The organism is Marinomonas sp. A3A, from assembly GCF_018336955.1.
In the GTDB taxonomy this organism is placed as follows: domain Bacteria; phylum Pseudomonadota; class Gammaproteobacteria; order Pseudomonadales; family Marinomonadaceae; genus Marinomonas; species Marinomonas lutimaris.
This window is the reverse complement of record NZ_CP025532.1, coordinates 4,397,485-4,419,823: the sequence shown is the minus strand read 5'-3', so window position 1 is coordinate 4,419,823 and position 22,339 is coordinate 4,397,485. Positions and strand designations below refer to the sequence as shown.

19 protein-coding genes are annotated in these 22,339 nt (G+C 43.9%); 9 read left to right on the top strand and 10 right to left on the bottom strand.

The genetic code is table 11. From position 1 onward, the window contains the following. From CYL31_RS20655 to CYL31_RS20645, 3 genes are all read right to left on the bottom strand, one after another. Positions 1 to 503, bottom strand: a 503-nt coding sequence (locus CYL31_RS20655) for a lipase family protein (protein WP_212916979.1), incomplete at its 3' end; no start/stop codon positions are given. Positions 504 to 525: 22 nt separating this feature from the next. Next, positions 526 to 1,050, bottom strand: coding sequence for a DUF6795 domain-containing protein (locus CYL31_RS20650; protein ID WP_212916978.1), 525 nt, complete (start codon positions 1,048 to 1,050; stop codon positions 526 to 528). Between the two features lie 152 nt (positions 1,051 to 1,202). Beyond that, the gene (locus tag CYL31_RS20645; RefSeq protein WP_212916977.1) at positions 1,203 to 2,069 is read right to left on the bottom strand and encodes a YicC/YloC family endoribonuclease; all 867 of its coding nucleotides are present in this window, start codon (positions 2,067 to 2,069) and stop codon (positions 1,203 to 1,205) included. Between the two features lie 178 nt (positions 2,070 to 2,247). Here CYL31_RS20645 and rph point away from each other — a divergent pair, with 178 nt between their 5' ends. The 4 genes from rph (at position 2,248) to CYL31_RS20625 (ending at position 7,048) form a co-directional block, all read left to right on the top strand. Further along, positions 2,248 to 2,967 carry a ribonuclease PH gene (rph, locus tag CYL31_RS20640; RefSeq protein WP_212916976.1) on the top strand — a complete coding sequence of 240 codons (720 nt, stop codon included), beginning with the start codon at positions 2,248 to 2,250 and terminating at the stop codon, positions 2,965 to 2,967. A gap of 224 nt (positions 2,968 to 3,191) precedes the next feature. Further along, positions 3,192 to 3,986, top strand: coding sequence for a substrate-binding periplasmic protein (locus CYL31_RS20635; protein WP_212916975.1), 795 nt, complete (start codon positions 3,192 to 3,194; stop codon positions 3,984 to 3,986). Positions 3,987 to 4,009: 23 nt separating this feature from the next. Continuing rightward, entirely contained in the window at positions 4,010 to 6,424 is a 2,415-nt protein-coding gene (locus CYL31_RS20630; protein WP_212916974.1) for a putative bifunctional diguanylate cyclase/phosphodiesterase, read from the top strand. 105 nt (positions 6,425 to 6,529) lie between these two features. After that, positions 6,530 to 7,048 (top strand): hypothetical protein, encoded by a 519-nt coding sequence (locus CYL31_RS20625; RefSeq protein WP_212916973.1) that lies wholly within the window; start codon positions 6,530 to 6,532, stop codon positions 7,046 to 7,048. A gap of 90 nt (positions 7,049 to 7,138) precedes the next feature. Here CYL31_RS20625 and ushA read toward each other — a convergent pair whose 3' ends face one another. The 7 genes from ushA to CYL31_RS20590 all read right to left on the bottom strand — a co-directional run bounded on the left by ushA (position 7,139) and on the right by CYL31_RS20590 (position 15,849). Continuing rightward, on the bottom strand, positions 7,139 to 8,746 hold the full coding sequence (gene ushA / locus CYL31_RS20620; protein WP_212916972.1) for a bifunctional UDP-sugar hydrolase/5'-nucleotidase UshA: 1,608 nt from the start codon (positions 8,744 to 8,746) through the stop codon (positions 7,139 to 7,141). 252 nt (positions 8,747 to 8,998) lie between these two features. Then, the gene (locus CYL31_RS20615; protein ID WP_212916971.1) at positions 8,999 to 10,108 is read right to left on the bottom strand and encodes an ABC transporter ATP-binding protein; all 1,110 of its coding nucleotides are present in this window, start codon (positions 10,106 to 10,108) and stop codon (positions 8,999 to 9,001) included. A gap of 102 nt (positions 10,109 to 10,210) precedes the next feature. Next, positions 10,211 to 11,113 (bottom strand): carbohydrate ABC transporter permease, encoded by a 903-nt coding sequence (locus CYL31_RS20610; protein WP_212916970.1) that lies wholly within the window; start codon positions 11,111 to 11,113, stop codon positions 10,211 to 10,213. After that, a complete protein-coding gene (locus tag CYL31_RS20605; RefSeq protein ID WP_212916969.1) occupies positions 11,106 to 12,035 on the bottom strand; it encodes a carbohydrate ABC transporter permease in 930 nt (309 codons plus the stop codon). Before CYL31_RS20605 ends, CYL31_RS20610 begins: the two co-directional genes overlap by 8 nt. A gap of 95 nt (positions 12,036 to 12,130) precedes the next feature. Continuing rightward, positions 12,131 to 13,378, bottom strand: a complete 1,248-nt coding sequence (locus tag CYL31_RS20600) for an ABC transporter substrate-binding protein (RefSeq protein ID WP_212916968.1) — start codon at positions 13,376 to 13,378, stop codon at positions 12,131 to 12,133. 280 nt (positions 13,379 to 13,658) lie between these two features. Beyond that, the gene (locus tag CYL31_RS20595) at positions 13,659 to 15,125 is read right to left on the bottom strand and encodes an ATP-binding protein (protein ID WP_212916967.1); all 1,467 of its coding nucleotides are present in this window, start codon (positions 15,123 to 15,125) and stop codon (positions 13,659 to 13,661) included. Continuing rightward, a complete protein-coding gene (locus CYL31_RS20590; RefSeq protein WP_249422026.1) occupies positions 15,115 to 15,849 on the bottom strand; it encodes a response regulator in 735 nt (244 codons plus the stop codon). The genes CYL31_RS20595 and CYL31_RS20590 overlap by 11 nt, the downstream gene beginning before the upstream one ends. 241 nt (positions 15,850 to 16,090) lie before the next feature. On the opposite strand from CYL31_RS20590, the gene CYL31_RS20585 reads away from it, so the two are divergent. The 5 genes from CYL31_RS20585 (at position 16,091) to CYL31_RS20565 (ending at position 22,291) form a co-directional block, all read left to right on the top strand. Next, positions 16,091 to 17,062: a carbohydrate kinase family protein gene (locus CYL31_RS20585; RefSeq protein ID WP_212916966.1), complete on the top strand. Its 972-nt coding sequence runs from the start codon at positions 16,091 to 16,093 to the stop codon at positions 17,060 to 17,062. Positions 17,063 to 17,506: 444 nt separating this feature from the next. Further along, the gene (locus CYL31_RS20580) at positions 17,507 to 18,859 is read left to right on the top strand and encodes an ABC transporter substrate-binding protein (protein WP_212916965.1); all 1,353 of its coding nucleotides are present in this window, start codon (positions 17,507 to 17,509) and stop codon (positions 18,857 to 18,859) included. A 104-nt stretch (positions 18,860 to 18,963) separates the two neighbouring features. Continuing rightward, positions 18,964 to 19,974 carry a carbohydrate ABC transporter permease gene (locus CYL31_RS20575; protein WP_212916964.1) on the top strand — a complete coding sequence of 337 codons (1,011 nt, stop codon included), beginning with the start codon at positions 18,964 to 18,966 and terminating at the stop codon, positions 19,972 to 19,974. A gap of 1 nt (position 19,975) precedes the next feature. Next, positions 19,976 to 21,118 (top strand): carbohydrate ABC transporter permease, encoded by a 1,143-nt coding sequence (locus tag CYL31_RS20570; protein WP_212916963.1) that lies wholly within the window; start codon positions 19,976 to 19,978, stop codon positions 21,116 to 21,118. A 72-nt stretch (positions 21,119 to 21,190) separates the two neighbouring features. Beyond that, entirely contained in the window at positions 21,191 to 22,291 is a 1,101-nt protein-coding gene (locus CYL31_RS20565; protein ID WP_212916962.1) for an ABC transporter ATP-binding protein, read from the top strand. Positions 22,292 to 22,339: the final 48 nt, after the last annotated feature.

The following is a 22,339-nucleotide window of genomic DNA, read 5'->3' as shown; positions in this document are numbered from 1 at the left end:
CCAAAAGTGTATAAGTAAACGGTTTTGTTGTAGGTGACTTTGATCCAATCTGCTACAAGCGTAGCTACGGCTCCACCTAGGCTATGACCAACACAATGAATAACGCCGTTTCCATTCAGAACGTCTGGTTTATCCATGTATGTTTTAATGCCGTCTCTAAGAGAAGAAAATGTTGACTGAAACCCTTTATGAACTGAGTTTCCAGAATCACTGTTGGTGCTGTGACAAGTTATATCTGTAATTGCATCGGCTTTTGTATTTGTTCCTCTTATTGCAATAACATGATCATTCTTATAGGTCTCTCCATTACCATGGCCAATTAAAGCGAAACCTGTTTCTACGCGCCAAAAAAAACCACCACTTGTTCCTTTCTGTATATTATTCGAGTTGAATATAAAGTGTCTTTTTACTGCTTCAGGTAATACAACCGTACTGTTGTTTTGCTCGATTGTATAAGAAAGAAGTGCCAATTGAGAAGCTAAGCTAGGAGATAATTCCATCATTTTTCATCCTTAAAATATGGGGTTATTTTATTTCTTCATAAGATTTTATAATTTTACTATTATAATATGTAGTTATTAATTCGTCTTTAAAATAGCAAATACTTACAATAGGCTGATTATACATACCTCCGTTTTTAGAAAGATCTATTTCGTGCTGAACTTCTTTGTTTTTTAAATCTGCATTTAGGTTTAACATTAAATTATTGAGTTTAGAGTAAGGTGAGAAATCTTTTCTTATTAACCAAATCCAGTAAGGCTCATTGTCATAAGAAAGCTTATTCTTTATGGAAATGTCTTGAAATATTAGAGCATTTTGTCCAAAAATATCTCCTGGAGCACGAGACTTCACTATTTTTTCTTCAAATGAGAATTCACCATCAGCATTAGTTGTTGCATAGTCAAATATTGCTTCTTTACTGTATCCGCTATAAAAAAGCCTACGCTCAACTTCTATTCCAGCTACTGGCTTTCCATTATCAGTGATTCTTCCTTTTACTGGAGGAGATAGCTCAACGTCATAACGTTTTAAACCAAAAAAGCTTACCATAGCTTTACTTCCTTATTGATTTGGTCGGTATTTTAAAAAGGTTAATTAATAAAATTTTCTAACAACCTAATATATTACAGAGTATTTTACCCTGATATATGTAAATTCTAACAAAGTAACGTGTAATACGGCCATCTTCTAAAGTGTAAAATTTACTCAATATTCTGTATCTGTTCTCTCATTTGTTCAATCAGAACCTTCAATTCCACGGCGCTTTGGGTGGTTTCCACGACGATGGATTTTGACGAAAGGGTGTTGGCTTCGCGGTTGAGTTCTTGCATTAGGAAGTCGAGTCGGCGGCCGATTGGGCCTTTTTGTTGTAGCTGGCGACGGACTTCTTTGGTGTGGGTAGCTAGGCGATCCAGTTCTTCGGCCACGTCGGCTTTTTGGGCCAGTAGGACTATTTCCGCTTCGACGCGCATTGGGTCTAGGTCGACTTTGGCAGCTTCGAGTTTATCCAGTAAGTTTTGTTTTTGCGCCGCGATGATCTCTGGCAGTTTGGCTTGCACTTCTACAACGATGGCGTCTATGGCATCAAGACGTTGTTCGATAATGTCTTTTAGTTGCGCACCTTCACGTAGGCGAACTTGGATCATTTCGTCGACAGACTTATTAAAGAGCTCTACGACGGATTTTTTCATCATTTCAAAGTCGCTGCCTTCATCACTAAGGATGCCAGGCCATTTCAGGATGTCGAGAGGATTGGCAGGATCCAGATCTTTGAACCATGTGCCAAGCGTTTCTATGGCGTTTGCTAAGGCTTGGGCGTTATTTGGATTGATTGTCAGATTGGTAGCGGCTTTGTCTACGCCTTGGAAGCGCAGTTGGCATTCTAGTTTGCCTCGGTTGATCTTTTTACGCAGCACGTCACGAAAAGCAAACTCAAGCTCGCGGAAGTTTTCTGGTAGACGAAAGCTGGGTTCTAGGTAACGCTGATTCACTGAGCGAACTTCCCAGCTGATGGTGCCCCAATCGTATACGGCTTCTTGGCGTGAGAAGGCGGTCATGCTTGCTGTCATGTTGAGTACCTATAAAAAAGATCAGTAAATAAAGAAAAACAAAGGCGATATTGTAGCCTAACCAGACTGTGTTCGACAGGTTTGCTAAATGTCATGTTTTCCCGTCGCTGGGCGAGCAATTTTATGTGGGTTCGTTATAATTGCGCCTTTATGATGTTTATCGATAGAGAGAGCAAGTATGCGTCCAAGCGGAAGAGAAGCAGATCAATTACGTCCCCTGAAAATCACACGTAATTTTACCAAACATGCCGAAGGCTCGGTGCTGATCGAATGTGGCGACACGAAAGTTATTTGTACGGCGACTGTGGTTCATGGCGTGCCGCGTTTTTTGAAAGGCAAGGGCCAAGGTTGGATTACCGCTGAATACGGTATGTTGCCGCGTTCTACACACAGTCGAGTGGATCGCGAAGCCGCCCGTGGTAAACAGACTGGCCGTACGGTTGAGATTCAGCGTTTGATTGGTCGTTCTTTGCGTGCGGCGGTGGATCTTAAAAAATTGGGCGAGAACACGATCACGATTGACTGTGACGTGATTCAAGCCGACGGCGGCACTCGTACCGCGTCTATCACTGGTGGTTTTGTCGCTTTGGCGGATGCGATGCGTGTCTTGGTTGAGAACAAAAAAATCAAAGCGAATCCAATCGTATCGCAAATCGCAGCGATTTCTGTGGGCGTTTATAAAGGCGTGCCTGTATTGGATTTGGATTACCCAGAAGATTCAAACGCTGAAACAGACATGAACGTTATTATGAACGACAAAGGCGGTTTCATTGAGATCCAAGGCACTGCCGAAGGTGAAGCCTTTAGTGATGAGCAGATGATGGGCATGTTGGCTGTGGCGCGTAAAGGCATTGCTGAAATCATGGAAATACAACGTGCGGCTTTGTTTGATAAGTAATTACTGTTTTTAGGCGTTAACGCGTTTTATAAAATCTAGTTTCGGCTAGATTTTTTTTGCCTGAAAGGTTGTCGTCGGCATGTGTAATGTAACAATTTGCAAACAGGTAAGCTGGTGGCGGTTTAAAGCTTGAGTCGGCTTGCATTCTGCTGCATATTTGAACAATGTTAAATTAGGTGGTGATGGTTTTATCTTCATAATAGAAGAGAGGAGAAGCGAATTTCATGATAGGAGTCCAACGATTTTTGCACTCGTGTCTTTTGGGGTTTGTGTTCTTGTTCCTGCCATCCGTTCGAGCCGAAGAAATTGTTCTTCATACCATTCATTTGCCTCCGCACATTATTGATTCCGCTGAGTTGTCTCCCCCTGCGAATTTTGAAGATGCCGAAGATGTTTATGGTTTTGATGTGGATATTTTACGGGCCGCATACGCAACGCAAGGCGTAAAAGTTCGAATTGAATTAACGCCCTGGAAGCGAATTATGCGAGACGTTGAGGCGGGGTTGGTGCTGGGAGCTGTGTCTTGTCGTCGACTTCCAGTACGTGAGAAGTTCGCGTTGTATTCAACGCCTCTTAGTCATTCTGCTAATGCCTTTGTAACGCGTCGTTCTTTTTTAGACGGTTATGCCACAACCTTGGCTGTCTTAAAAAAATTCCATGTATCTGCTGTGAATGGATGGTCTCAGACCGATATCTTGGACAGTGCCAAAATACCTTATTCTTCAGTCTCTGGATTGGATCAAGGAATTAATCTTGTGTTGCGACGCAACCAAGATATTTTCATGACTGAGCGTGACAGCGCTATTTTTGCAGCACAGCGTATGGGAGTGATTGACCAGCTTAGTTTTTATGATATCGCTGAATTGGGTTTAGATCATTATGCCGTCTGTTTTAGCAAGAAATATCCAGATGCTGAAAAATGGCGAGATGTATTAAATAAAGGCTTAAAAGAATTGGATGAAAGCGGCAAAAGAGATGAAATATTCAAGCGATATGGAATTTCTTCTGAGCTTAATTAGCCGTTTAGTTACCGTGAGGGATTATGTTACCACTGCGCAAGCGTCTATCTTACAAACAAGCTAAATGGGCATTAGTGCTGATATTGTTGCTTAGTCTATCGATGAGTGCTTTGCAAATTTTTGTCGATTGGCAAGAGGAGAAGGCCACTATTCAATCCCAAGTAATGTCGACATTGTACATTGCCGAGAATGCGGCCACGGAAGCGGCCTATTTATTGGATGAGGACTTAGCCAAAAAAGTACTTACAGGACTGATGCGTTCGGGGAGTTTTTATAAAACGCGTTTGGAAGATGATTTGGGTAATGAGTTGGCAAGTACATATCGTCCTTTGCAGCCTATGTTTCTGCGGGGCTTATCTGAAAAAGTCTTTAAGGAATTGCCGCAGGACTTCCGGCTGACGTTAATGCGGAATGCTCATTTGTCTGTGGGAACCGTTATAGTCTCGATTGATAGCGGTGCGGTAACGAATGCTTTCTTACGTCGTAATATCCGCTTAATTAGCACTTCGCTTTTGTCGGCGTTTCTACTCGGCGCTGCCATGTTTATTCTCTTTTATTTGCAAATATCTCGACCTCTTTCTCGACTAATTGATCAGTTGAGTTGGTTAGAAAAAGACGGTAACGATCCTGTTCAACTGCAATTTAAGCAAACCGCTCGAGAAGATGAGTTGGGGATTTTAGCTCGTACTATTACTGCACTTTGGCATAAACGGCGAAAGGTCGAAACTGAGCTGGCAAAAAGCGAAGCCTATTTTAAAGCTGTTTTACATCAGTCTAGCGAGAGTATGTTGCTGGCTAACCTAAAGGGTCAAATTCTCGACTGCAATGGCGAGGCGTGTCGATTATTGGCTTATGATAAATCCGCTTTGTTGACGTTAAAAATCCAACAGATCGATTTTGATCATACACCGGAGCGATTGAAAGAGTGGGCCGAAAGATCTCAAGGTGAGGCTAAAGTTTATGAGACTAACTATCGTCGAAGTAATGGCATCGATTTCCCGGTTGAAGTGTGTGGAAACATTATTACTTTGGATCATGAAGCGCATTTCTTGGCGTCTTTTCGAGACATTACGCAACGAAAATTAGATCAAGAACAGGTTCAGTTTTTGGCCTATTACGATGCTCTGACCAATTTGCCAAATCGACGATTTTTAAATCAGAATATTGAAAATGTCATCACCACCGCACAGGATAATGATCATGTTGGTGGCTTGTTGTTTATCGACTTAGATCGCTTTAAAAACATTAATGATTCCATGGGACATCACATTGGTGATGCCCTTTTGGTTGAAACCTCAAAACGCCTTATGGCCTGCTTGTCGGAAGCGGATATTGCGGTTCGAATGGGCGGCGATGAGTTTGTGTTATTGATTCCTATGTTGGGAAGAACGTTCGAAGAAGCACAAAGCAAAGTGACTTTGTTGGCGGAAACCTTGTTGTCACAGTTGTCTAAGGTGTTCCGTTTAGAGCAAACGGACTTATTTATATCTGCGAGCATTGGCATCAGCCTGTTTCCGTTTGAGGGGGCGAACGATGCCCAGATTTTACGCCAAGCCGATACTGCCATGTATGAAGCTAAGGAAAGTGGTCGTAATGCTTACCGTTTTTATCGACAAGAAATGCAACAGCAGGTTGCCGAGCGAGCTAAGTTGGAAAAAGCCTTACACAGCGCGATTGGCAATAATGAGTTTTACTTGGTGTATCAGCCACAAGTAAACCAAGACGGACAATTAATAGGTTTCGAAGCGCTTATTCGCTGGTTTAATGATGAGCTTGGATTAGTGCCACCTAATCGTTTTATTCCAATAGCGGAAGAAATTGGTTTAATTTACGACCTCGGAAATTGGGTGTTAGAAAATGTCTGTCAGCAAGTAAAGGCGTGGCAAGACATTGGCCTTCCGCCGACTTTTAAAGGCGTGGCGATAAACATCAGTCCATATCAGTTTGCTAAGGAGAGCTTTGTTGAAACTGTCTGTGATGTTATCGCTCGCTCTGAAGTGGATGCAGGCTTGCTCGATTTAGAAATCACCGAAGGTATGTTGGTCGAAAATATTGCTTCTGTTGCTGAGAAAATGTGGCAACTCAAAGAACACAATATACGTTTTTCCATTGATGACTTTGGCACGGGCTATTCTTCATTGCGTTATTTGCAGCACTTTCCTATTACGCAATTAAAGATCGATCAATCGTTTGTACGTGATTTAACGAGCGATCCACAGAGCCATGTGATCATTAATACAATCGTGTCTATGGCGACGCATATGAACTTATCAGTACTGGCTGAAGGCGTAGAGCATCAAGTAGAAAAGGACATTCTGGAAAACATGGGCTGCTCGAAATATCAGGGTTATTTCTTTTCTAAACCTGTAAAAGCCGACACGGCAACACAATATCTCTCTGGCGACATCACGTTTCCATTGCAGTCCCAAAACGCTTAATGGCAAGAATGGCGTTAAATGTCAGTCATTGTGCGCGTTTTTGCGCCTTACAAGCTTCTTTGACTCTGCGATTATCTATTCACAATAAAAATAAGGAGAAGCAAGGTGAAGAAACTGATTGGTGTTGGAATAGTTGCCGCTATGGCGCTTAGTTCAGGTGCGCAAGCATCGGGCGATGTTTTGGCAGGGAAGTGGATATTGCAAGACGCAGATAGCACGCAGGCCAAGTTGGACGAAGCGGTTGAAAATGTGGCGCAAGAGATGAATTTTTTTATTCGTGCTTTGGCGCGACCTGTGTTGAAAAAGCAAACGCAAATTTGTCAGCAATGGACTTTAGGTTGGCAAACCGAACAGTTCCAGTGGCAGTGTGACGATGCTAAAGCCGATAACATACCGCTTACCGCTAATGGCGAAGTGATCAAGAAAGACGAAGAAGATATTGAGATATCAGGCACCTACCAGCAAACAGCTGATTCCGTGGTGGTGATTCTTGAGTCCGAGCGAGGTAAACGCACCAATACTTGGAAACAAGTAAGTGATGATGAATTGCTGTTCACAGTGAAGTTAGAATCTGAAAAACTACCGACACCTTTGACATGGTCCTTATCCTATAAAAAAGAGTAACTCTTTTGCTAAGCCGTTTCTCTTAAGGTGACTAATAAGAAAGCCCCAATAGATGCCTATTGGGGCTTTCTTGTGGGCTTTGCCTTTCTATTAACGCTTCACAGCACCTGTTGGAGCGAATTTAGCGCCATCAAGTGGTGAATTCTTTTGGATATATTCCACTAGAACGTCTGCATCTACATAACCTGAGTTAACGTAGTTTGGATGATCCACGATTTTTGGGTAACCATCACCGCCTGATGCAGAGTAGTTATTCATCGCGATGCGGTAAGTTTTACCTGCGTCTAGCGCTTTACCGTTCACCATGATGTTAGTCGCTTTGTCATCTTTTAGTGTCAGAGCGACACCGCTGAACTGAGCAAATGCGCCAGTTCCCGCTTGTTTCGCTGCAATAGCAGAAAGATAATCCGTTAGCTCGTCAGCCGTGAAATCAACATACGACACCATGTTGCCGAAAGGCTGAACTTTCAAAACGCTTTTATAAGTAACGACACCTTTTTCTAAGTTGTCACGGATACCACCAGAGTTCATGACGCCTATGTCCGCATTCACTTTTTGCTTCATTGCTAGAGCAATCAAGTTACCTAAGTTGGTTTCTTGAGTACGAACGATATCGCGGTCACCAATAAAATCTGTATTAGAGAAGCCAATCTCGATATTAAGCTCTTTCTGACCTTTTTCTTGGAATGGCGTTAACATCTCAAGCATGGTTGGATCTTGGACTATCTCGTCTTCGATGAAAACACGCTCAGATTTGCCATCAGCATTGGTGACTTTTTTCTTCAAGTTAACTGGAATAAGTTTGTATTGAGACCAAACAATCGCGCCATTTTTGTAGACGAAGTCTAGGCGGCCAACGTATTTGCCCCATTCGTGCGCTTGTAGAATTAGGGTGCCGTTTTGTTCGTCAGGCTGGAACAGAGGATTTTGTGAGTGACCGCCCACAATTACATCAATACCAGGAACAGTGCGGGCTAGCGTTACATCGCCAGGTGCGTTGCCACCGTAGTTACCATCTTGGTAGTGACCCATGTGAGTCACCGCAACTACTAGATCCGCTTTTTTACGAAGTTCTGGGATGAGCTTTTTAGCAACCGTAATAGGCGATTCAATTTTGATGCCTTCTAAAAATTCAGGGTTACCCAGTTTAGCTGTGTCGTCAGTGGTGAAGCCCACAACTGCGATTTTGAGGTCATCCACTTGGAAGATTTTGTAAGCGTCAAACAGTGGCTTGCCTGTTTTTGCATCCAAAATGTTGGCAGAAAGGAAAGGGAAGCCAGCCCATTCTTGTTGCTTCTTCAGTACAGAAAGTGGATTGTCGAACTCGTGGTTACCCAACGCCATCGCATCGTACTTGAGCATTTTCATGCCGCGGAAATCTGGCTCGGCGTCTTGTAGATCAGATTCAGGTACCCCCGTGTTGATGTCACCACCGGATAGCAACAAAGAGTTACCATCGTCTAGCGCTACTTCTTCACGAATGTTATCGATCAAGGTTTTACGAGCGGCCATGCCGTATTCGCCCTTGTCGTTCTGCCAGAAACGACCGTGATGGTCATTAGTGTGTAAGATGGTGACTCGATATTCTTTGTCTTCTTTCCAATCTGGCTTTTGTGGCCCCATCATAGAGCATGCTGTCACAGATAATGCGACACCAGTAATGGCCAGTTGCGTGATAAAACGCTTGGTAAATTTCATGGTTTGATTCCTTTACATGATATTAGTCGGCAGTTTTTCGATTCGAGATAACCAAATGCCACTATGGAGTCGCTTTTTTGATTACAGTTCTCAAAATGTATCTCAAATTTGTGACAAGTTCGAGAGACTGTGCAGTAATTTTGACCATTTGTGCAAAAACCTGACGTTTTTCACAAAAAAAAGCCTGCCGCAGTGAAATACATTCTGTGGCAGGCTTGCTTAAAAGTGTCTAACCGTTAGCTTTGTGAGCGATTAAAGATCCAGACGTCGGCCAGATTCCTTGTCAAAGGCAACCGCTTTGGACGTATCAAACATCATTTTGATGATTGAGCCAGCATCCGCTGGGTACATTGGGTTAGAGCGACAGTTGATTTCGGCATCGTTAACACGAGTCAAAATCATGGTGTCAGCACCCATTGGCTCAGTCACTTCGACTTCGACATCTGTCGTTGTCACAAAAGGCTGACCTTCTTTGTGCGGCTGAGGCTCAGTGATCATTTCAGGGCGCAAGCCAAGTAGGATGGTTTTGCCTACGTAATCTTTTAGTGATTCTGGTTTTGGGAATGGCAGTGCAACGGTTGTGCTGGTGGCCAGTTCCAACATAGGTACGCCACCTTGTTCGACGACCTTGGTTGGAATGAAGTTCATCGCTGGTGAACCCATGAAGCCTGCAACGAACAAGTTCGCTGGGTTGTCGTAGATTTCTTGTGGTGTACCAAGCTGTTGAACTTGCCCATCTTTCATTACCGCGATGCGATCCGCCAGTGTCATGGCTTCGATCTGATCGTGGGTTACGTAAACGATGGTTGTGCCCAGCTTTTTATGTAGCTTCTTGATCTCTGTACGCATCTCTACGCGCAATTTAGCGTCTAGGTTAGACAATGGCTCATCAAACAAGTAAAGCTGAGGGCGACGCGCTAAGGCGCGCCCCATGGCAACACGTTGACGCTGACCACCAGACAATTGCGCTGGTTTACGGTCTAGCAAATGGCTAATTTGTAAAAGCTCGGCGACGCGCTGTACTTCCACGTCACGCTCTTCTTTTGGCACTTTGCGCATTTCCAAACCGAAAGAGATGTTTTGCTCTACGGTCATATTTGGATACAAGGCGTAAGACTGAAACACCATCGCGATATCACGATCTTTTGGGCTAGTGTAAGTCACGTCTTTGTCGGCGATTAGAATGCGGCCTTCAGTGACGTCTTCAAGACCGGCAATTGAGTTCATCAGCGTGGATTTACCACAACCAGATGGGCCAACCAAAATCAGGAATTCACCTGCTTTGATAGAAATATTGATGCCTTTTAAGATCTCAGTCTCGCCGTAGCGTTTTTTAACATTATCAATGACTAGGTTTGCCATGTTATTACTCCGAATTTTTTAGTTCACTCGTACTGTGTTAGGTAAAAAGGCACGAGTGCATTTTGTCTTTATCGATGTTCGCTAGGTTGCTTAGCAGCGTTATTAGCCTTTTACCGCGCCAGCTGTTAAGCCTCGGACGAAGTATTTTCCTGCAAACACGTAAACGGCCAGTGTTGGTAGAGCGGCGATAATGGCTGCGGCCATATCGACGTTGTATTCCTTACCACCGAAGCTGGTGTTTACCAAATTGTTCAAGGCAACCGTTACTGGTTGAGTGTCAAAACCAGAGAACGCCACACCAAATAAGAAGTCATTCCAAATCTGCGTAAACTGCCAAATCACTGTTACCACAATAATAGGCGTAGAAACGGGCAAAATGATGCGGTAAAAAATGGTAAAGAAGCCAGCGCCATCTAGGCGAGCCGCTTTTACCAATTCACCAGGAATAGACTGGTAGAAGTTACGGAAGAACAAAGTCGTAAATGCCACACCGTAAACCACGTGCACGAAGACTAAACCTGAAGTGGTATTGGCAATACCTAACCAGCCTAGTGTTTGTGCCATTGGCAACAAGATAACTTGGAACGGAATGAAACAACCTACAAGCATCGCCGCAAAGAAAAAGTCACTACCACGGAATTTCCATAGGGAAATAACATAACCGTTAATGGCGCCCACTAAAGTAGAAATCGCCACTGCCGGTAACACGATTTGAAACGAGTTCATGAAATAAGGCGAAATACCACCACAACTACTACCTGTACAAGCGCTTGACCACGCTTTTGACCAAGAGTCGAAATGCAAGGAAGCAGGCAAAGAAAGTAGCGTACCTGTGCGTATCTCTTCCACATCTTTTAGGGAAGTAATCAACATGACGATAAACGGCATCAGATAAAACGCCGCAACGACGATTAGTACAGTGTACAAGGCAACGCGTAATAGTTTGTCTAGGCCAGACGTTTTACGGCCAACGGCATTTTTACTTGTAGAATTAAGGTTACTCATGGCGTTTACCTCGCAATTCAGAGTACAAATAAGGAACCAAAATCGCCAATACACAACCTAGCATCACCATAGCAGACGCCGAACCTAAGCCGATTTGGCTACGAGTAAATGTGTAGGTATACATGAAGTTAGCTGGCAAATCAGATGCATAACCTGGTCCGCCATTGGTCAATGCCGCGACCAAGTCGAAACTCTTAATGGCAATGTGCGACAGAACAACCAAGGCGCTAAAGAATACTGGCTTCAAAGAAGGCAGAATAATACGACGGTAAGTGGTAAATGTGCTGGCACCATCAAGGTGTGCCGCTTTGATAAGATCGCCGTCAACACCACGCAGGCCAGCTAAGAACAGCGCCATAACGAACCCAGATGCTTGCCAAACAGCCGCGATAACCAAACAGTAAATAACCATATCTGGATTGATCAACCAGTCGAACTTGAAGTTTACAAAACCAAAGTCGATCATCATTTTTTCTAAACCGTTGGTCGGATTAAGCAACCATTTCCAAGCGGTACCTGTCACGATGAAGGAAATCGCCATTGGGTAAAGATAAATAGTACGGATCGCGCCTTCAGCACGAATTTTTTGATCCAAGAAAATAGCTAAGGTAACGCCAAGGAACAAACAGATGCCAATAAACAGGCCGCCGAAAATACCAAGGTTGGATAGGGCTACCATCCAGCGGTCGTTGTTGAATAGGCGCTCGTATTGTTCGAAGCCGACAAAATTGTACGACGGCAACATGCGAGAACCAGTGAAAGAGAGTACGGCTGTCCAAATCATATAGCCGTAAATGCACACTAAGGTAACCAGTACCGTTGGTGCCATGACGATTTTAGGCATCCAATCGGCCAAGCTTAGGCGCGCAGGACGTCCTGACTGAGTCTGTCCTGACCCAGAATTGGCGGCTTTAGTATTCATAGTTGATGCTTCACTATTCGGAGGTATTAAGACGAGGCTGACCAGATGCCAGCCTCGTATGTTTACTGCAAACGAGGACTTTGCAGATTTAGATATTACATACTTGCTTTAACAGCACGAGCTAGCTTGTCTACTGCTTCTTTAGACGTCATAGACTCGTCATTGAAGAAGTTAGTCACTACGTCAAAGATAGCGCCTTGAACCATAGAGTTCACAGCCATGCCGTGAGCCATACTTGGTACTAGGTTGCCAGTCGTTGAGCTTGCTAGGAACGCATCCATTGAAGAATGTGCACAAGTATCAAACTTATCGCGAGGCATATTCAAGCGAACTGGAATAGAGCCTTTGTTCAAGTTGAATGTTTCTTGGAACTTAGGTTCAAGAATCAAACGCGCAAGGTCTTTTTGAGCCGCTTGCTTGTCTTTGCCATCCACTTTAAACATGGCTAGAGAGTCGATGTTGAAAGTAAAAGAACCGCTTGTGCCTGGCGCTGGGTAACAAACGTAATCGATGCCGGCTTTTTTGCCTGCTGCCGTGAACTCGCCTTTCGCCCAGTCACCCATGATTTGCATTGCTGCATCACCATTGATAACCATAGACGTTGCGATGTTCCAATCGCGACCAGAGAAACCTGGATCAACGAACTCGCGCATTTTCTTGAAAGTATCAAACACGTCAATCATGTCTTGGCTACGAAGGGTTTTGTCAGACAATCCGATAAACGCGCTGTTGTAGAATTTAGAACCTTTAGACAAAGCGATTGCTTCGAACAAAGTAGCGTCTTGCCAGTTTTGGCCACCATGAGCGAGTGGTGTGAAACCAGCTGCTTTGATCTTTTTCGCTTCAACAATGAATTGTTCCCAAGTAGTTGGGATAGACGCGCCTGATTTACGGAATACTTCAGGGTTAGCCCACATCCAGTTTACACGGTGAACGTTTACTGGAGCCGCTACGTAGTGGCCGTCGTACTTCATTACGTTACTAACAACTTGAGGAAGGATAACGTCCCACTCGCCCGCTTTAGCAACATCATCAAGATTTGTTAGGAAGCCTAAATCACCCCATTCTTGAATGGTTGGGCCTTTGATTTGAGCGGCAGAAGGAGGATTGCCAGAAATAGCACGAGATTTTAGAACTGTCATGGCAGATTCACCACCGCCACCAGCGACTGCAAAGTCTTTCCAAGTGTGGCCAGCTTCTACCATTTCTTCTTTAAGTACATTGATCGCAGCGGCTTCGCCACCTGATGTCCACCAATGTAGAACTTCTACTTCACCAGCCTGAGCAGTAGCCGCGGCTAGAGAAAGTGCAACTGTGGTTAAACCGAAAGCAATTTTTTTCATGATAGGAACCTTTGTTATTGTTATATCATCCAATCAAAGACATTTTATAGACTTTGATGTCGCGTTATTTTTTATGTCGACTTCGCTTCCTGAAGGTCAGCTTAAGCGAGTATTCGAGTTACTGAATTTAGCAAAGGATTTGACAAGGGAGGGTAAAGTAGAGCAACCAATTGTAACAAAGTCTTGCAAGAATGCTTTTTGGCGTGACCTTTTTTTGCTTTTTATATGCCTATTTATTTCGTTTTTAGATCACTAAACAAGTCGCCTTGATGGCTCAAAATCAATGTCTTGGTAACCATAGTTTGGCTTCTAAGCCTTGTTGTATATGGTTACTCAAGGTGACTTCACCACCGTGAGCGCGGGCAATGTTTCGTGCAATGCTTAATCCTAATCCCATGCCGCCAGGGTGTCCTGAATGATCTGGTGTGAGACGTGTATAAGGCTGAAAAACTTTGTCCATTTTATCTATCGGAATACCTGGCCCTTGGTCACAAACACGAATACAGACTTCATCTTCATCGTCTTCAATGTACACAATGGCCGTTTTTCCGTAATACAAGGCATTGTCGACAAGGTTGCCAAGGCAGCGCTTTATAGCAAGAGGTTTACCAATAAAAGGGTGCTGTAACTCACCTACCACGGTTAGTGTGATGCCGTGTAAGTTCGCTGTGGATTGCATGTCCCTGAGCATTCTAGAAATGTTTACTTCAATACGATTTTCATGAATATCGGTTTCTTTTACGCTCTGTAGAGCGCCTTTTACCAACATATCCAAATCTTCAAGATCACGGATCATGGCATCACGAGTATCGTCTTCGTCCAACATTTCAGCGCGCAGCCGTAAGCGAGTGATGGGGGTTTTTAAATCGTGGGATATTGACGCAAACAGCCTTTCCCTATCATTGAGATAACGTTGAATACGCCGTTGCATATCGTTAAAGGCTTTAGCTGTATTACGCACTTCAACACTGCCTACTTCTTTTATGGGTTTCCAATCACCTTGACCAAAGCGTTCTGCAGCTCGCGCCAAGGTAGCCAGTGGACGAGTGACGCGTCTTAATATGATGATGCTAAGAAGTAGCACAGTCACCACAGACATTGCCATGGAAAACAAACGGTCGCCAGTTAGCGCTGAGTTACCATCCAGAAAATACGGATCTGGCATAAGGCTCGCCAAATACAGCCAATCTTTGTCGTTGATGGGGATTTGAATAACAATGATCGGTGGCGTAAGAGGTTTGACCAATAAACTGTGGTGCCCCCAACGTTCGGGCAAGTCTACAAGGCGTATCTGGTTGTTGATAACATGCAAATCACTTGGGCTGGAAAACGCAATTTTGGCATTATGGATTCCCAGCTGTTTAATCAAAGTCGACTGAACTTCATTTTTGACGATGTCTTTAAGCGCAGAATCAGGGATGTTATTGATACGAATTTCTTCTTTGTTTAGTGTTACAAAGAAGCGCGTACCACCCATATCTTGCAATTGATCGATGACAATATGGCGATAATTGGTTGGTAAAGAGGTGAAATAGCTGACGGTCGCGGCGATACGAAATGCCATGTGTTTAGACACTTCTCGCACGTTTTCTTCGGTATCGGATTCCAGTTGGCGCAACCAGATTGTTGAACTGATGAACTGGGCGCTGGCAACACCCAGCGCCATGATGATTAGAATTTGCCCCGTAAGCGATTGTGACCAGCGCTTAATCCGTGAGCGTTTACTGATCGGTGTATTAACGGGCATCACTAATGGCTTCGACGCTAGCGGTTAATATATAACCTTGACCACGAATGGTTTTGATCAACTGTGGTTGGCGAGCATCTTCGCGTAATCGTTGACGCAAGCGGCTAACATGGACATCGATGAAGCGATCCAGTGGGGCGCTGTCGCGTCCACGCGTGTTTTCGGCGATAAGTTCGCGGGTGAGCACAGCTCCAGGATGAGTTAAGAACAGCATTAAAAGGTTGTAATCTGCGCCGGATAACGACTCTTTTTCGTCTTTAAAGTGCAGTTCACGCGACAGCGTATCTAAAGTAAATTGCGCAAAGCGATAGAAACGATGAGCAACCGGTGCAGCTTCGATGACTTCGGTGTGTTCCATACGACGCAAAATAGCCTTAATCCGAGCCAAAAGCTCTCGCGGATTAAAGGGCTTTGCAAGATAGTCATCAGCACCAATCTCTAAGCCGATAATGCGATCCATTTCATCGGAATTTGCCGTCAGCATGATAACCGGAACTTGTGACTGCGTTCGTAGAGAGCGACAAACCGCAAAACCATCTTGCCCTGGTAGCATGATGTCTAAAATGACAAGGTCAACGTCTTGCTCAGCTCGAAAATTGGCTAAAAAAGCTTCACCAGAATCGGCTGTTAGCACCGTAAACTGATGTTTTTCTAAGTAAGTTTTGAGCAGGGAGCGAATCTCGTCGTCATCGTCTACAACATAGATACATTTTGCGTTGGTCATTATCTTGCTCAGTGGAAGGTTAAGGTCTGTTAGTTATTATAAGAAAGTAATTATAAAAATTGTTATGTAGGCTTTGAGTCTAGCAAGAAACTTACAGTGAACCAATTGCCCATAATAAGCTTGAGAGAAATAGCCTTTAAATAAATTAAATTGATTTAATGCTTTCTCCCCTGCATAATTTTTCGCCTAATATTATTTTATCAGCGTAGCTTAGTCTGCGAATCAACAAGAGAACACAATAATGACAACAAAAGTAATGGCGTTCGGCGAAGCCTTGATCGATTTCCTTTCTAATGGAGCAACTAAAGCGGGAGAGCTTGAATCTTTTACTAAATTTCCTGGCGGTGCGCCAGCGAACGTTGCCGTTGCTGTGGCTCGCTTAGGTGGCAATAGTCACTTCGTCGGCCAAGTAGGTGACGATGCGTTTGGTCATTTCTTAAAAGAGTCTCTTGATGGCTACGGCGTCAATACGAGCAATATGCTGATGACCAAAGAAGCCAAAACAGCGCTGGCGTTTGTCAGTTTAGATCAAACTGGCGAGCGTAGCTTTGAATTTTATCGTAGCCCTTCTGCGGATATTCTGTTCCGCGAAAGTGATTTTAATGCGACTTGGTTTGCAGACAGCAAAGGTGTTTTCCATACTTGTTCTAACACTCTGACCGATGCGGATATTACTAAGGCTACTTTGGCGGGTGTGAGCATGGCTCGTAAGGCTAATTGGATCGTTAGTATTGATGTGAACTTGCGCATGAACCTTTGGCCAAACGGGCAAGTGGATACAAAACGCGTCATCGATTGGATGCAAAGCGGTGATGTGGTGAAAGCCAGCCTAGAAGAGTTGACTGTATTAGCAGAAGATCCATTTGCGCTAATTGAGCAGTCTCTTGCTGCTGGCGTGACTTTGTTTGTGTTAACTGATGGCGGCAACTTAATTCGTTTTTATACCGCGACTCATGGCGTAAGCGAAGTAATTACGCCAAAAGTTGAAGTGAAAGATACCACAGCGGCAGGTGATGCTTTTGTTGGCGGTTTGCTTTATAAACTGGCAGAACAAGGTGGTGATCGTGCTGCGTTATCAGCTTTAGCCAAACAGCAGCTAGTGGATATTGTGCGCTTTGCTGCAGCGTGTGGTGCGAATTCTGTGACGAAATTGGGGGCGTATCCTTCTTTGCCCTCCTTGAGTGAAGCACAAGTGCAGTTAAGCCAGTTTTAAGTAAGGCGCGTTCTGCTTAGATTTTGGTAAAACGGTTAAGAGAATATTAAGTCTATTTATAGTAACAAGAAGCGTGGCTAGCCACGCTTTTTTTATGTCTAAAAAAAGCCCTTTAATTGAGTAAAAATAAAGAATTAAAGAGGCGTTAGTTGGTTGAAAATTGTTCATTAACTTGCTGAATTCATGATGAAAACCTGATTTTGTTGGTTTTTTATACTGTTTGGGTTGTATAAATAAGATTTGTAATTTTTGGTACATTTACTAAATTTTAAAAATAATTAAGTCAATATTAAGGAGGTGAGGCGCTTGAAGCGCGGGTTTTGTTTGTTAATAATCTAATTCCTTCTTAATCCTTATAGAAGATATGTTTACCTTGTTTCGACCTACGATAATAAAAACAAAGGCGTGCTAGGGTTTTCCCAAGCGGGCCTGTAAGGAGCAATGATGAAAAAATCTCTTTTGTCTGTGGCTGTTGCCCTGACACTTTCCGCAAACGCTGTGCACGCAGCTGACCTCTTGTTTAAGCCTGGTGAAGATTCTCGTTTTAGTTGGAGCAGCTATGAAGCTCTGAAATCTACCAAGCTGTCTGGTGAAACTATTTCTATTTTTGGTCCTTGGACTGGTGACGAAAAAACTAATTTTGAGCGAGTGGTTGCTTACTTCGAAGAAGCCACAGGCGCCAAAGTGAAATACGCTGGTTCTGATTCTTTTGAACAACAAATCGTTATTGATACTCAAGCGGGCAGCGCTCCTAATATTTCTGTTTTCCCTCAACCAGGTTTGGCAGCAGATTTAGCGGCAAAAGGCTTTTTAACGCCACTTAGCGATACTGTAAAAGATGGCGTGAAAAAAGATTACGCAGCGGGCCAGTCTTGGGTGGACCTAGCGACCTTTAAAGACAAGAAAGGTGAAAAAGAATTTTACGGTGTTTTCTATCGTGCAGATTTGAAGTCATTGGTTTGGTATTCACCAGATAACTTTGAAGATGCTGGTTACGAAGTTCCTGAAACCATGGAAGACTTAAAAGCTTTAACCAAACAGATCGTCGCAGACGGTGGAACGCCTTGGTGTATTGGTTTGGGTTCTGGTGCGGCGACAGGTTGGCCAGCAACTGATTGGGTTGAAGATTTACTACTTCGTACACAGCCAGCGTCGGTTTATGATAAATGGGTAACTAACGAAATTAAGTTTGATGATCCACGCATAGTGGGCGCCATCGAAGAATTTGGTTGGTTTGCTCGTAATGACAAGTTTGTTGATGGTGGCGCAGGCGCTGTAGCGTCTACTGACTTCCGCGATAGCCCTAAAGGCTTGTTCCAATCTCCGCCTAAATGTTACCTGCATCGTCAAGCGTCGTTTATTCCTGCGTTTTTCCCTGAAGGAACGAAACTGGGTCTAGACGCTGATTTCTTCTACTTCCCATCTTATGCGTCTAAAGATTTAGGTAATCCAGTATTGGGCGCCGGAACCTTGATGAGTGTGACGAATGATTCTAAAGGCGCACGCGCTTTTATCGACTTCATTCGTTCACCAATCGCTCATGAGTTGTGGATGGCGCAAACTGGCTTTATCTCTGCACACTTGAAAGCAAACCCTGAAGTTTACTCAAGTGAAGCGGCGAAAAAACAAGGCGAGATCTTACGCTACGCGACGACGTTCCGTTTTGACGGCTCTGACTTGATGCCAGGTAAAATCGGTGCTGGCTCTTTCTGGACTGGGATGGTTGACTACACTGGCGGTAAAGACGCTAAAGAAGTGGCTCATGACATCCAAAAAACATGGGATGCCTTAAAGTAATTCTTTTAAAAGCCCTAGAGCGCATTCTCGTTCTAGGGCTTTTTGTTTTAAGTAAAGCGGTTGACCGTTTTTAATAGTCACTGTATTAATATTTTGGAGATTCTATGGGACAGCTTGCCTCGGCGTTAGTGACCATGATTCTAGGTGTTATGGGATGTGCCGCGTATTTTTACGGTTCAAATTTCCTTTTAGATAAACTGTTCCCAACCAAAAGTGGCGCTGCTGCTGTTGTCGCTCGTAATTTACGTGTGGCGAACAATATTCGTCCTTGGTTGTTTTTGGGGCCAGCGGTTTTACTACTGACGTTTTATCTTTTCTATCCTGTTATTGATTCTATTCGTTTGTCTTTTTATGGCCGCAGTGGCGAAGAGTTTGTTGGCCTAGCGAACTACAAATGGCTATTTGGTAGCGATGAGTTCTATGAATCTTTTCGTAATAACATGTTGTGGTTAATTGTTGTACCAACGGCGGCAACGTTTTTTGGTTTGATTATCGCGACCATGACAGACCGCATTTGGTGGGGCAATATTGCGAAAAGCTTGATCTTTATGCCGATGGCTATTTCCTTTGTAGGCGCGTCGGTTATTTGGAAGTTTATTTACGATTTTCGTACTGGCGGCGAAGATCAAATTGGTTTGTTAAATGCTTTGGTAGTCTTCTTCGGTGGAGAACCTCAGACATGGCTAACGATTCCGATTTGGAACAACTTCTTCTTGATGGTCATCTTGATCTGGATTCAAACCGGTTTTGCCATGGTTATTTTATCGGCTGCATTACGTGGTATTCCAGATGAAACCATTGAAGCGGCAGTGTTAGATGGCGCCAATGGCTTTCAGATTTTCTACAAAATTATGGTACCGCAAATTTGGGGAACCATTGCGGTGGTCTGGACTACGATTACCATTTTGGTTTTGAAAGTATTTGATATCGTATTGGCTATGACGAATGCTCAATGGGGCACCCAAGTGTTGGCCAATCAGATGTTTAGTTGGATGTTTAATGGCGGTGGCGACTTTGGTCGTGGCGCGGTGATTGCGTTGGTTATTATGGTTCTGGTTATCCCTATTATGGTGTGGAATATTCGCCGCGCTAATGCCGAAATGGAGGGGCGTTAATATGATTACGTCATCTAAACGTACTCCGTTAACCTATCTGGTGCATGCGACTGTCTTGTTTCTTGTCATTATTTGGACGATTCCGACGGCGGGTTTGTTCATCTCTTCTATTCGAGATAAAAATCAGCTTTCTACGTCTGGCTGGTGGACTGCACTAGCGACCTCAGAGCAGCGCCTTGTGGCCCGTGCCCATGAACCGAAAAAACAAGTTCAAGAGGGTGATCGCTTTGTTATTCGCGGTAACCTATTCGAAGGTTCAGCGGGAGAAGTTACCAAATTTGGCTCTAGTTCATTAAGACCCGATGAATTCGATGTTGGAACGGTGGCTGAGCTTAAAAAAGGTGAGACTTTGCAAGTCATGGAAAATGGCGACTACGCATTTTCTTCTCCTGTGGAGTGGAAAGGTTCCCGTGGCGACCGCATTTTCTATACGGCCGAGACGCCACCGCGTTTTACGCTAGAAAACTATCGCGAAGTATTGAATGCCGAAGGGTTGGGTAAGTCTTTTATTAACTCGTTAACGGTTACCATACCTGCGACCATTATTCCTATTTTAGTGGCTGCGTTTGCGGCTTATGCTTTGGCGTGGATGCGTTTTCCTGGGCGTGCATTGCTAGTTGCGGCTGTGGTTGGTTTATTAGTTGTTCCGTTACAGATGTCACTGATTCCGCTGCTGAAAACCTATAACTTGATTGGTGAGTTCTTTGGCGTTGGATCGAAAACCTACGTGGGGATTTGGTTAGCGCATACGGGGTTTGGTTTGCCTTTGGCGATTTATCTACTGCGTAACTATATTGTTGGTTTGCCAAGAGAAATTATTGAATCCGCCCGTGTTGATGGTGCTTCTGATTTTGATATTTTCCGTAAGATTGTATTACCGCTGTCTTTTCCTGCATTGGCGTCATTTGCCATCTTCCAATTCTTATGGGTATGGAATGATTTGCTGATTGCCATGGTATTCCTAGGTAATGATGCAGAACACATGGTGCTAACGGGTCAGCTTCGTGAACTGTTGGGTTCTCGTGGCGGTAACTGGGAAATCCTGACGGCGTCTGCATTTATTACCATCATTATTCCTTTGTGTGTCTTCTTTGGCTTACAGCGTTATTTAGTACGCGGTTTGTTAGCAGGCTCGGTGAAATAACAAAACCTAGGCAGGTGAGTCGAGCGTTTGCTCCTCACCTAAGGTATGAATTTAGATTGAGGCAGTAGAATCATGGCTGATGTAAAACTCACCAATGTTAAGAAAATTTATTCCAATAATGTTGAAGTATTAAAAGACATCAATTTGGACATCAAGCAGGGCGAATTTATTGTTTTCGTCGGTCCATCAGGTTGTGGTAAGTCCACCTTATTGCGGATGATTTCAGGATTAGAAGAAATCTCTGCTGGTACATTGGAAATTGATGGCGTTGTAGTCAACGATGTTCCACCAGCACTGCGCGGTATTGCGATGGTGTTTCAAAGCTACGCCTTGTACCCGCACATGACTGTGTATGACAACATGGCGTTCAGTTTGCAAATTGCTAAAACAAGTAAAGCCGATATTGACCAGCAAGTACGTAAAGCCGCTGATATGCTGCAATTAACGCCGTATTTAGATCGTTTGCCGAAGGCGCTTTCTGGTGGCCAGCGTCAACGTGTGGCGATTGGTCGTGCGATTGTGCGTCGTCCGAAAGTCTTCTTGTTTGATGAGCCTTTATCTAACTTGGATGCGGCACTTCGTGTGGCAACACGTATGGAAATAGCCAATTTGAAAGACAGCATGCCTGACTCAACCATGATTTATGTGACCCATGATCAGGTAGAAGCCATGACTTTGGCAGATCGCATCGTATTGTTGTCTGGCGGTGATATTGAACAAGTGGGTTCGCCATTGGAGCTTTATGAGCACCCTGCAAATGTTTTTGTGGCGAAATTTATAGGATCGCCAGCGATGAACATAGTGCCTTGTCGTATTGAACAAGCTGGCGCTCAAACCTTGGTGTCTTTGTCGGCTTCTGCGTCTATTCAAACGCCTATCGTGACGGAATCAAGTGAGCAAGCGAAACCTGCCTTCTTTGGTATTCGTCCAGAAGATTTGGTCGTTGTCTCTGCTGAGCAAGAAAGTCTTTTTTCTGGTGACGTATCCTTTGTCGAATCCCTTGGTGAAGCGACTTTACTGTATGTGAAAATCCCTGGCGCAGACGAGATGGTGATTGCCAAGCAAGCTGGTACATTGAACATTAAGCGTGGGGATAAAGTATATTTGTCCGCGCCTGCTGAAAAAATGCATTTGTTTGATGAAAACGAGCAGTCTTATTTACGTAAAGGCTAATAGGCTAGTCAGCCTGTTAGTCTTTTAATTGGGCAGTACTTTTTGGGT